The 11,631-nt window shown below is 58.9% G+C and carries 11 protein-coding genes; 6 read left to right on the top strand and 5 right to left on the bottom strand.

The annotated features are described in order from the left end of the window. Positions 1 to 113: 113 nt before the first annotated feature. The 4 genes from ACKQTC_RS09085 to ACKQTC_RS09070 all read right to left on the bottom strand — a co-directional run bounded on the left by ACKQTC_RS09085 (position 114) and on the right by ACKQTC_RS09070 (position 4,009). The gene (locus ACKQTC_RS09085; RefSeq protein WP_408978125.1) at positions 114 to 461 is read right to left on the bottom strand and encodes a branched-chain amino acid transporter permease; all 348 of its coding nucleotides are present in this window, start codon (positions 459 to 461) and stop codon (positions 114 to 116) included. Further along, complete coding sequence (locus ACKQTC_RS09080) at positions 451 to 1,188, bottom strand: AzlC family ABC transporter permease (protein WP_408978124.1); 738 nt, start codon at positions 1,186 to 1,188, stop codon at positions 451 to 453. Before ACKQTC_RS09080 ends, ACKQTC_RS09085 begins: the two co-directional genes overlap by 11 nt. 148 nt (positions 1,189 to 1,336) lie before the next feature. Continuing rightward, positions 1,337 to 3,649 (bottom strand): heavy metal translocating P-type ATPase, encoded by a 2,313-nt coding sequence (locus ACKQTC_RS09075; RefSeq protein ID WP_408978123.1) that lies wholly within the window; start codon positions 3,647 to 3,649, stop codon positions 1,337 to 1,339. A 24-nt stretch (positions 3,650 to 3,673) separates the two neighbouring features. Next, positions 3,674 to 4,009: an ArsR/SmtB family transcription factor gene (locus tag ACKQTC_RS09070; RefSeq protein ID WP_408978122.1), complete on the bottom strand. Its 336-nt coding sequence runs from the start codon at positions 4,007 to 4,009 to the stop codon at positions 3,674 to 3,676. A 219-nt stretch (positions 4,010 to 4,228) separates the two neighbouring features. Between ACKQTC_RS09070 and ACKQTC_RS09065 the strand changes: the two genes are divergently transcribed. The 5 genes from ACKQTC_RS09065 to ACKQTC_RS09045 all read left to right on the top strand — a co-directional run bounded on the left by ACKQTC_RS09065 (position 4,229) and on the right by ACKQTC_RS09045 (position 9,974). Next, positions 4,229 to 5,620 carry an FAD-binding oxidoreductase gene (locus tag ACKQTC_RS09065; protein WP_408978121.1) on the top strand — a complete coding sequence of 464 codons (1,392 nt, stop codon included), beginning with the start codon at positions 4,229 to 4,231 and terminating at the stop codon, positions 5,618 to 5,620. A gap of 9 nt (positions 5,621 to 5,629) precedes the next feature. Then, positions 5,630 to 6,868 (top strand): (Fe-S)-binding protein, encoded by a 1,239-nt coding sequence (locus tag ACKQTC_RS09060; RefSeq protein WP_408978120.1) that lies wholly within the window; start codon positions 5,630 to 5,632, stop codon positions 6,866 to 6,868. A 163-nt stretch (positions 6,869 to 7,031) separates the two neighbouring features. Further along, positions 7,032 to 8,660: a 4Fe-4S dicluster domain-containing protein gene (locus tag ACKQTC_RS09055; protein WP_408978119.1), complete on the top strand. Its 1,629-nt coding sequence runs from the start codon at positions 7,032 to 7,034 to the stop codon at positions 8,658 to 8,660. A 90-nt stretch (positions 8,661 to 8,750) separates the two neighbouring features. Further along, positions 8,751 to 9,578: a pyridoxamine kinase gene (locus ACKQTC_RS09050; RefSeq protein ID WP_408978118.1), complete on the top strand. Its 828-nt coding sequence runs from the start codon at positions 8,751 to 8,753 to the stop codon at positions 9,576 to 9,578. A 69-nt stretch (positions 9,579 to 9,647) separates the two neighbouring features. Continuing rightward, positions 9,648 to 9,974: a hypothetical protein gene (locus tag ACKQTC_RS09045; protein ID WP_408978117.1), complete on the top strand. Its 327-nt coding sequence runs from the start codon at positions 9,648 to 9,650 to the stop codon at positions 9,972 to 9,974. 96 nt (positions 9,975 to 10,070) lie between these two features. Here the strand turns inward: ACKQTC_RS09045 and ACKQTC_RS09040 are convergent, their stop codons facing one another. Next, positions 10,071 to 10,730, bottom strand: a complete 660-nt coding sequence (locus ACKQTC_RS09040) for a cupin domain-containing protein (RefSeq protein ID WP_408978116.1) — start codon at positions 10,728 to 10,730, stop codon at positions 10,071 to 10,073. A gap of 99 nt (positions 10,731 to 10,829) precedes the next feature. Here ACKQTC_RS09040 and ACKQTC_RS09035 point away from each other — a divergent pair, with 99 nt between their 5' ends. After that, entirely contained in the window at positions 10,830 to 11,594 is a 765-nt protein-coding gene (locus ACKQTC_RS09035; protein ID WP_408978115.1) for an HAD family hydrolase, read from the top strand. The last annotated feature ends 37 nt before the right edge of the window (positions 11,595 to 11,631 follow it).

The following is an 11,631-nucleotide window of genomic DNA, read 5'->3' as shown; positions in this document are numbered from 1 at the left end:
GGAACCAAGACGGCGTCTTGGCACAAAAATTATATTACCAAAGGCAAAAGAGACTGTCAAGCATTTTTTACTGTTTTTTTGCATTTCCTTGAAGCCCTTGGCTCAAGGCAGCCTTAGATCAGGATGAATTGGCGGAAGCACATATAGGCCAGGGTGCCGCCGGCAATGGACAGGAGCATGTTGCCCCAGCGGTAGTGGAGGACCCCGGTCAGAATCCCACAGAGGACTTCCGGCAGGCCGTAGAAGGCGGCGGTTTCCTCAGGTACCTTTCTAAAACAGTAGACGACCAGGAGGGCCATCATGGCGTAGGGGAGAACGCTCCCCAGGTAGACAATCCGGTCAGGCAATTGCCGCCGGCTAAAGGCCAGGAAGGGCAGCCAGCGGGTAAACTGGGTGACCACTGCGGCGACCAGGATAATCACCAGGCCCTGCCAGAGGGGCATGATACTATCAGGACTCACTGACTTGACCTCCTTTTTCAATCCAATCTCTACAGGTGAGCAGGCCCACTAAGATGAGCACCATGGCCGGGACCATGAACCCGTCCGGGCCGAAGATGAGGCGGGCGACCAGGCCGGCTGCCAGGCCAATAAGGGCGGCCCGGCGGCCGGCAGTGAGCTTGAAGGGGCCCAGGGGACGGCCTTCCCGCCACTGGCTCATAAAGAGGACGACAAAGAGGGCGGTCATGACGTAGGCAATGCCGGGCAGGTCAAAGCGGATCAGGCTGCCGGCGAAGGCGCCGACGGCGGTGCCGAAGACCCAGAAGCTTTGGAGGAAAAAGCTGACGAAGAACATGTACCAGTCTACGGCGGCATTTTTCGGCGGCGGCAGGGTCACCAGGAGGGAATAGACTTCATCGCTCAAGGTATAAATCATGTAGGCGGCCTTGGGCCCGGCTTGCCGGTAGGGCTCAATAAGAGAAAGTCCGTAAAAGAGGTGGCGACCATTGACCATAAGGGTCATAAAGGCGGTGCTCAAGGGGTTAAAGGTCGAGAGGAGCATGGAGACCACCAAAAATTCCATGCTGCCGGCATCAATGAGGAGGGCCATCAGAACCGGCATCCAGGGGGCAAAGCCTAGGCCGGTCATCATCATCCCGTAGGCGCTCCCTAAAAAGAGAAAGCCCCAAAAAATGGGCAGGGTCCGGGTAAAGGCAGCCCGGGCGGCTATTTTCTTGTCCTCTGTCACGTCTATCCCCTCTCTCCTGCAAATAGGTCCCTATAGTATATCACGAAAGCAGGCCAGGCGGGTAGCCGGCTGGTCAATGAAATGCAAAAAAGCCCCGGGGCCGGGTCTGGATAGGATCCAAACCGCAACACCGAGGCGGGCTATTGATTTAGGATTGAACCGGACGGATAACTGCTTGGCTTTTTTCTTGGCCACCGGCCACCTGCATGGCCCGCATGGCATTGAGGATGGCCAGGATGGTCACCCCAACGTCGGCGAAAACGGCGGCCCACATGGTGGCAAAGCCCAGGGCCCCGAGGATCATGACCAGGGCCTTGACGCCCAGGGCAAAGATGACGTTTTGCCAGACAATCCGCCGGGTCCGCCGAGCGATGGCGATGCTTTCCGCCACCTTATGGGGCTCATCGGTCATGAGGACCACATCGGCGGCTTCAATGGCGGCGTCAGATCCCAGAGCCCCCATGGCGATGCCGACATCGGCCAAGGCCAGGACGGGCGCGTCGTTGAGTCCATCGCCCACAAAGGCCACCCGCCGTTTATCAGCCTGGAGTTTTTCCAGGGCAGTCACCTTATCCTGAGGCAGGAGTTCGGTTTCTACCCGGTCCAGGCCCAGACGGGCGGCAATAGCTTGGCCAACGGCCTGCCGGTCGCCGGTGAGCATGACGGTTTCCCGGATGCCCTGGTCCTTGAGCCCTTGGATGGCCGCTTGGGCATCAGCCTTGGGCTTATCGGCCACCAGGAAGTAGCCCAGATAACACCCCTGGTGAGCCACATAAACCACTGACCCGATATTTTCCACCGCCGGCACCTGGATGCCGGCTTCATTTAAGAGCCGGGCATTGCCGGCTAGGGCAGTTTGGCCATCGATCTGGCCCCGCAGGCCCCGGCCGCTGACCTCTTCCACTTGGGTCACTGCCGGCCGGTCACCAGTAAAGGCCCCGCTAATGGCCTGGGCAATGGGGTGGGTGGAGTGGTCTTCCAGGGCGGCAGCAATCCGGAATAAGTCCCCTTCCGCCACACCGGCGGCCGGCTGGACTTCGCTCAGAGCAAAGCGACCCTCGGTCAGGGTCCCGGTCTTGTCAAAGACCACGGTATCCACATCGGCCAGAGCTTCCAGGTAGTTGGCCCCCTTGACCAGGACCGAGGCCCGGGAGGCGCCGCCGATGCCCGCAAAGAAGGTCAGGGGCACGGAAATCACCAGGGCGCAGGGACAGGAGCAGACCAGGAAAATCAGGGACCGGTAGAGCCAGGTCTGGAAGACCGCCGGCCCGTAGATGAGGGTCGGGATCAGGCAGAGGGCCACCGCTGCGGCCACCACGGCCGGGGTGTACCACTTGGCAAAGCGGGTGATAAAGCGTTCGATCCGCGCCTTGCGTTCCGAGGCGTTTTCGACCAGTTCGAGAATTTTGGCGACCGTGGAGTCAACATAGGCAGTGGTCGTCTCCATTTCCAGGACCCCGGTCAGGTTGATGCTGCCGGAAAGGACCTGGTCATCGACGGCCACTTCCCGGGGCAGGCTTTCACCGGTGAGGGCCGAGGTATCCACCTGGCTGGCCCCCTTGAGGACCCGGCCATCCAGGGGGACCCGTTCGCCGGCGCGGATGAGGATCTTGCCGCCAACAGGAACTTCTTCCGGAGCGATTTCCCGGACCTTGTCCCCTTCGATGAGGTTGGCAAAGGCGGGCTTAATGTCCATCAGGCCGGTGATGGACCGGCGGGACCGGTCTACGGCCAGGTCCTGGACAAATTCCCCGGTCTGGTAGAAGAGCATGACCGCCACAGCTTCTTCCCAGGCCCCGATGCCGAAGGCCCCGACCGCTGCAATGGCCATGAGGACTTCTTCATTGAAGAATTGAGCCCGGGCAAAGCCCTTGACTGCATTCAGGACAACCGGGCCCCCGACAATCAGAAAGGCGACCAGGAAGGCTGCCAGGGCCGGCTTGGTATCTTCACCCAGGATAAAACCGGCGGCGAAAAAGGCCGCTGCCGCAAACAACATAGCTACGGTTTTCTTGCGGCTGGCCAGTCCATCCCAGAAGCTGACATGGCCCAAGTCTTTTTGGGGCGTCTCGCCCTGGACCAGGGTCCCCGGCTCGATCCGGTCAGCGATGGCTTGGACCTTATCCAAAAGTGCGGCGGCCGATCCGGAGTGTTTGAGCCGGAGCCGGTGCTGGATTAGGTTCAGCTGGGCCGACTGGACCTCAGGCAGGTCGCCGACGGCGGCTTCGATTTTAGCGGCACAGTTGGCGCAGTTGAGGTTGGGTAAGGTGAGGACAAGGTCTCGCGACCCTTCGTCGTCCTCATCGGCCGGTGGCGCCTTGCCGTCTTCGGGCTGCCGGGCTTCACTTGTGCAGGGGCAGGCAGCACCGGCTGCCTGACCTTGTCCGGCTCCCTCATAATGGGTGTGGCTGCAAACTGCGCCATGGGCGGTGCAACCGCCAGCGTGCTTGTGGGTGTGCATAATGGTCCTCCTTTATCAGGTCAATCACTTTTCTAAAACGTGGTCCAGCCCTTGCTGGAAAATTTGGGTCACGTGGTCGTCATCCAGTTCGTAAAGCATATTGCGGCCATCCCGGGTGTTCTTCACCAGGCGGGCCCCCTTTAGGACGCGCAGCTGGTGGCTAATGGCCGATTGGGTCATGCCCAGGGCTTCGGCAATGTGGACCACGCAAGACTGGCCCTGGGAGAGGGTCCAGAGGATCCGTACCCGGGTCGGGTCGCTGAGGGCCTTGAAGAGCTCGGTGAGGGCGGTCAGGTCTTCTTCCGCCGGTAGTTGGGCCCAGTCATGGCCACTTGTTTGCCCGTGTGTATGGCTTGCCATTACGGCACCTCCTTCGGGATGGGTCTTAGTTATTTTTACTTGAATATATGAACATTTATTCATGTATTCATATTATAAGCGGTCCCCTTCTCTCTGTCAATAGAGTAGTCCTATTTTTTCAAAAAAAACAAATTCCTTGGCCCCTGACCATGACGCCGGCAGGTCCCTGCAGTATAATAGAAGAAAGTTTCTTTTTACGGTGCTATAGAGGAGGCCCTTATGGATCAGTTCACCCAACACTTAAAAGCTTTAACGGATATACTCGGGCCGGACCGGGTCTTATCGGCAGCTATAGATACCTTCGGCTATTCTTACGATGGCTCTCCGGAAGCCTTGAGCCTGGCCTTTCAACCGGATGCGGTCTGCAAGTGCAGGACCACTGCGGAGGTCTCTCAGGTTATGGCCTATTGCCATCGCCACAATATCCCGGTGACCTGCCGGGGGATCGGCAGTGGCCGTAGCGGCGGGGCTATCCCGGTGACCGGAGGGATTGTCCTCGCATTAGATGAAATGAACCGGATCATCGAAATTGACCACGCCAACCTCATGGCCCGGGTCCAGGCCGGGGTCCGGACCAAGGACCTGGCCGATGCCTGCCTGGCGGAGGGCCTTTTCTACCCGCCGGACCCGTCCAGCTATGCCTACTCCACCATCGGCGGCAATATTGCTGAAAATGCCGGCGGCATTTGCGCCGTCAAGTACGGGGTGACCGCTGACTATGTCATGGCCTTGGAAGTGGTCCTGGCCGATGGCCAGGTCATTGAAGTGGGCGGCAAGATGGTGAAAAATGTCACCGGTTACAACCTGGTCGGCCTCTTTATCGGGTCTGAGGGAACCCTGGGGATTATCACCGAGGCCACCCTCAAGCTCTTGGCAGCTCCGGCCTACAAGGGCACCGCCCAGGCCTGCTTCACCGGTATCGAGGCCGCCTGCGAAACGGTCTCTGCCGCCCTGGAGAAGGGCCTGGTGCCGGCGGCAGCTGAGCTCATGGACCAGGTCTCCATCCAGGCCGCCGAACAGTTTTTAGATTTTGACGCCCCGGCCGCTACCACCGCTATGGTCCTCTTTGACGTGGACGCCGACCGCCCGGAAGGGGTCCTGTCCCAATTGGAGGGGCTCCGGGCCCTGGCCGAGGCCCATGGGGCCACCCGCTTTTTGACCACGACGGACCCGGCAGAGTCGGCGGCCTTGTGGCAGGTCCGGCGGAAGCTCTCTTCTGCTGTGGCGGCCCTGGCTCCGGATAAGGTCGGGGAGGATATCTCCGTCCCCCGGTCGGCCCTGACCCGGGTGGTCCGGGACCTCAATGCCATTGCCGACCGCCACGACCTCCGCCTGGCCATCTACGGCCACGCCGGCGACGGCAACCTCCACCCGGCCTTTTTATTGGACCTGGCCGACCCTGACCAGAAAAAGCGGCTGGACCTGGCCCTGGACGAAACCTTCCGGGCGGCTGTGGCCTGTGGCGGGACCCTTTCCGGCGAGCACGGGATTGGCATTTCCAAAAAGCCCTGGATTAAGACCGCCTTATCGGAAGAAGTCATCCAGACCTCCCTGTCCGTCAAGCAGGCCCTGGACCCCAAGGGGATCTTAAACCCCGGCAAAATATTTTAGGAGGCAACCATGTCAGATATAGAAAAAACAAGCAGCCAAAAAGATGACCTGGTCAGCCTGCTCAACCAGTGTGACCGGTGTGGCGCCTGCACCAGGGTCTGCCCCTTATATGAAGTCAATGCCCTGGACCGGGCCACCGCCCGGGGCAAGCTGGCCCTGGCCAAGGCCTACCTGACCGGGGTCATCCCGGAAGGGGACAAGACCCTACAGGAAGCCATGGAATACTGCCTCCTCTGCGGGGCCTGCAGCGAAGTCTGCCCCTCCCATATTATGACCGCCGACGCCATGGTGGATATGCGCCAGCGCCTAGGCCAAAAGTACGGTTACTCCCTCTTCCACCGGGCCCTGAGCCGGGGCATGGCCTCCCGGGGCTTGCGGGCCCTGGGCCGGCTGGGGATTGCCGCTGCCCAAAAAATGGCCTTCCCCCGCTTGACCGGCGGTCTGCTCCCGTCCGACCCCCTGGCCCCGTCCACCGGCCACCCTGGTCCGGCCCTGCTCCAGAGCCGGGAAAGGCCGACCGGTGGACGGTCCCTGCCGGCAGAAGCCCGGCAGCTGGCCTATTTTACCGGCTGTGCCATGGGCCTCTTCTTCCCCAAGGCCGCCGATGCCAGTGTCCGCACCTTGACCGCCGCCGGCTTCCAGGTGGACCGGCCCCAGGTGGACTGCTGCGGCCTGCCCCAGCTGGCCCATGGCCTGGCCGATACCGCCAAGGCCCTGGCCAAGGAAAATATCCAAACCCTGGAGGCCTATGACCTCATCGTCACCGATTGTGGCTCCTGTGCCTCCAGCCTCCAGGGCTATCCGGCCCTCCTAGCCGACGAGGCCGACTGGGCCCTGCGGGCCACTGCCCTCAGCCAAAAAATCTGGAGCTTTTCCGAAATCCTGGTGGCCGCCGGCTACCACCCCGCCCACCGAGACCTCCGGGTCACCTACCATGACAGCTGCCACTTAAACCGGGGCCTGGGCGTCCATGAGGCCCCCCGCCAGCTCTTAACCGAGGCCACCGACTATATCGAAATGGACCGGGCGGACCGCTGCTGCGGCGGGTCCGGCAGCTTTGGGGTAGAGCACCCGGCCATCTCCAAGAAAATCCTGGCCCTCAAAGAAAAGGACGCCCGGGCCACCGGTGCCGATGTCCTCGTTGCCGAATGTCCCTCCTGCCTCATGCAGCTGGGTAAGATGGCCGGCGATGGTCTCCAGGTCATGCACTTGTCCCAGGTCATCTGCCCCCCGGAAGAGGGAATATAGCCACTAGTCTGATAATTTATATTGTTATTTCATATAAACTTTTCTCATACAGCTGTTCATTTTACACCCCCCGTATGGTACACTTGACATGATGCACCATCATCACTTTGGAGAGTGAGTAAAGCTTTGCCCTTGTGACAAAGAAAGGACTGAAACAACCGTCATGAAACAAGTATATTCCGACGTCATTGCCATGCGCCGAGATGCTTTTCGTGAGATAGCCCGCTTAGCCTATGAAGACGGCGATTTACACGAGTTGCGCCGTGCCATTTTTAATATGCTACCCGGCGAAATCCCTGTATATGGAACCGATATTTTCCGTGAACGGGCTATTGCCGGTGAACGCCTCCGCCTGGCCCTGGGCCTGTCTGTCCGGGATGCCGGTAATTTAAAACCTTTAGATGAAGATATTGACCTAGCAGATGTCAGCCATCGGGTCTATGAGGCCCCCCTGGTCAATGTCATCCCCTTCGCCTGCCAGGCCTGCCCGACCAAGACCGTTAAAGTAACGGATAACTGCCGGGCCTGTATCGGTCATCCCTGCAAAAACGTCTGTCCCAAGAATGCCATTGAATGGAACTCCACAGACGGGGCCGTCATCAACGACACCCTCTGTATCCGTTGTGGCCGTTGCATAGACTTTTGCCCTTACCATGCTATTATTAAATTCGACCGTCCCTGTGCAGAAAACTGCGGGGTCAATGCCATCGGCAGTGATGACCTCGGCCGAGCCAAAATCGACTACAGCAAGTGCGTTTCCTGCGGCCGCTGCATCACCGAGTGCCCCTTCGGCGCCATTAGCGACAAGTCCCAAATTTATCAGCTAATCCGATCTATCAAGGCCGGTGACCACCACGTGGCCATCGTTGCCCCCTCCTTTGTCGGCCAGTTCGGGCCCAAGGTCAGCCCGGAACAAATCTTTGAAGCCATCTACCAACTGGGCTTCACCGAGGTCATGGAGGTCGGCTTGGGCGCCGACCTGACCACCATGCAGGAAGCGGAAGAGTTCGTCCACCTGGTGCCGGAAAAACGGCCCTTCATGGGGACCTCCTGCTGCAACTCCTGGTCCCTGATGATCCACAACATGTTCCCGGATATTGCCCCCTACGTCTCTGAAACGGCCACCCCAATGATTGAGACCGCCTACTACATCAAGCAGGGAAATCCGGATGCCAAGGTCACCTTTATCGGGCCCTGTATTTCTAAAAAACTGGAAGCCCTCCGCCACTACGTCAAAGACTATGTAGACTTCGTCATTACCTTTGAAGAATTAGGCGGCATCTTAAGCGCTAAGGGCTTCACCCTGGAAGGGATGGCTGAGCTCCAGCCCCGCGAGAGTATCCAGAATATCCAACAGGCCTCTAAAACTGCCCGCGGCTATGCCACCGGCGGCGGCGTGGCCCTGGCTGTTGCTGAACTGATCAAGGAAAAATGGCCGGAAGTAGAAGTCAACTATGAAGGGGCCGAAGGCCTGGCCAACTGCGTCAAACTTATGAAGCTGGCCAAGGCCGGTAAGAAAGACGGCATGCTCCTCGAGGGGATGGCCTGTGAAGGTGGCTGCCTAGGCGGCCCGGGGACCCTCACGGCCTTAAATGTCACCCGTCGAGCCCTGCAAAAATTCCAGAGCGAAAGCGCCTTTGATTCGCCGACCAACAACCAGCTCATCACCGAATTTGATCCGGAATGCATCAGCCTGGAGAAAGAAGGCAAGCACGCCGAAGAAGACCACCGGGTAGAAGTGGCTGCCATGGTCAACAAAATTGCCTACGAAAAACGCAAGCAACAGGAATAGACCTAGCCCATCCCCGCCTTAGCGGGGATTTTTTTACGGAGACCGCCGGCCTCCCTCTGAACCAAGCTGCCTCAAAGCAAAGGAGGACCTATGAACCGTGTCATTGCCTTTCACGACCTATGCGGCCTAGGGCATTCGTCCCTGGCCTGCGCCTTACCAATTATTTCGGCCTGCGGCCACCAGGTCATTGCCGCACCGACCTCTGTTTTATCCAGCCAAACCGATGGCTATGAAAACTACGCCCGGACGGGCCTGACCCACTTTCTCCATGCCGCCCTCCGCCACTGGGTCCGGGAGGGCCTCCAGGTGGATGCCCTCTACAGTGGCTACCTGGCCGACCCCCTGCAGGTGGCCCATGTCCAGTTTGCCGTCGACCAGCTCCTCAAGCCGGACGGCCTGGTCCTGGTGGACCCGGTCCTGGGCGATGACGGCAAGCTTTACCCGGACTTTGGCCAGGAAATGGTTGAGGCCATGGTCCAGCTCATCCGGCATGCAGATATCGTCACCCCTAATGTCACTGAGCTCTGCGCCCTCACCGGCCGGCCCCTGGACCAGCCCTTGACCGAAGCCGACCTCAAAGCCGCCGTCCTGGCCCTGGCCGACCTGGGCCCCAAGCAGATTGTGGTGACCTCCTTTGCGACAGATGACCGGGAAATCACCAGCTGCGCCTACGATGTCCGCCTGGCAAATTTCTTCTTCCACCGGCAGGACCGACTACCCGCCCACTATTGCGGCACCGGCGACCTCTTCGCCTCTGTCCTCCTCGGGGGCCTTTTGAAAGGGATGGCCTTTAATGATGCCCTGGTCCGGGCTGACGAATTTGTCGGGGCCGCCATCGCCCTGGGCATGGACCAGCAAGCCCCCCGCCGGGAAGGCGTTCCCTTCGAGCCCTTAATCGGCCGATTGACCCAGGACTAAAGAAAAAGGTTTAAACAAAAAAAGCCTGCGGTATGTATGTTATATAAGAAGGAAAGGAGGTGGCTCTCTATGGACGCGCATGTGCATGGGGTTTACGATAATATTTCTGAAACCTACAAGGCCGTACTCCAGTTAATTGGGACCGGCTGGAATAAAAACCAACTCATCCTCATTACCTCAGCCTTAGCGGTCAATGATGACGAGGGCAACGAACTGGACCGCCAACAGGCCATCCGGCAGAAGAGCCTGCTGGAAACGGTTTTTCCCTTGCGAAACTATAGCCAAAACTATTTCAGCGGTTTGAGCGATGACCACAAGGCCATGCTCCTTCCCTATCAAGCAGACTTAGAGGCTGGTCGGGTTGTTTTAGTTGTATCGGCATCAGGCACCTTGTAAGACCCTCACCTCAATATGAGGGTCTCTCTTTTTGCCCAATTTTAGGCAAAAGAAAAAAAGCCCTGCAGGCAGAGCTTTTTCGTCTGTAGGCCTTCCCTAAAAGGAAACAATGAGGAGCATCTTGAACCCATCCTCAGTGGTCAGGGCATGGGGCACCTGGGCCGGCATGAGGAGGGCCTCCCCGACATGGACCTGGTGGGTCTCCTCCCCGACGGTAATGGTCGCCGTCCCTTCTAAGATAAGGGCCAAGGCATCCCCCTGGCTCTTATGCCGGCCAATCCGGGTCTGGGCCGCACAGGCAAAGACCGTCAGGCTTAATTCAGCCCGCTGGCAGATGGTCAGGCTGACCACCTCATCTTCGGCATAAGCCATGGCCTCAGCCAGGTGGACCGCATGCCCCTTGATAAGGTGCCGGGTCTGGCTATGTTCTTCCCCAACCGGGAGGGTAATCCTCAGCAGGTGAAAGGGGCGATCGCCGGCTATCGAATGAGGCATATCCCCGGGGACGATAAAGGCATCGCCCGGGTCTAAGACATCCTGCGCCTCTTGTAATTGGATTAAGGGGGCGCCTTCCAAGCCAAAATAAATAGTCTCCCCTTCATAATGGGCATCACGAATGCCTTCACCGCCATCAAAGGCAAATAAACCAATGGCCGGCAGGTCATTCAAGGACAGGTGGCGGGATGCGACCTGCCCGGGCCTTCCGGTGACCAAGTCGGTCAAGACAAAAGGCGCTCTTTCCTTTAACTTAAACACGGGCACCATCCTTCCCAGAGGAAAATCACTGACTTAAGAATACAGTTGTTAAATAGCCTATTCATACTTTTTTTAAACATAGGAGGACAAGGAACGGATATGCGAAAAAAATACTTTTTCTTTGACTTGGATGGCACCCTGGCACCGGGCATCTATAAAATCGTCCCGGCGGATACCCGCCAGGCCCTCCAGGCTCTGCAGGCCGCCGGCCATGAAGTGGTCCTGGCCACGGGCCGCTTGCAAATTGATGCCTGGGCCACTGCCCAAGAGCTCGGCATCCGGCATATGGTTTCTGATGGTGGCAAGGGTCTGACCATTGATGGCCAAGTCCGCCGCCTGGAGAGCCTGCCGGTAAATCCCTGCAAAAATCTTCTGCATGCCTTAGAAAAAGTCGGCATCCCCTGGGCCGCCGTCAGTGAAAATAAAATGGAACGCTGGACCACCGACCCGGACTTTAGCCGGTACGGGGACCATTACTTTGCCAACCGGCCCGTCTCAAGGGAGGCCATCGCCGCCGCTGAGGTCTTTTATAAAATCTTTATCCACCACGACCCCAACACCGCCCCCTTCCCGGTCGATACCGGTGACCTCCCCGTCGTCCCCTACGCCCAGCGTTTCCTCCTCATCGAGCCCATGGAAAAGGGCCGGGGCATTGAAGACCTGATGGCCTACTTGGAAGGCCCCCTGGAAGATGTCGTCGTCTTCGGTGACGGCCTCAACGATATCCACATGTTCGACCCCCGCTGGACCTCCATCGCCATGGGCAATGCTCGTGAAGAGCTGAAAGTCCACGCCGATTACATCACAGCCAACGCCGACCAGGGCGGCATCAGCCAGGCCCTCCGCCATTACGGCTGGCTCTAAAAGGCAAGGCCTTACATAAAAAACCGGACTACCCGCT

The sequence above is a fragment of the Peptococcus simiae genome (genome assembly GCF_046097595.1).
Taxonomy (GTDB): Bacteria; Bacillota; Peptococcia; order Peptococcales; family Peptococcaceae; genus Peptococcus; species Peptococcus simiae.
This window is presented reverse-complemented; position numbering and strand designations above follow the sequence as displayed.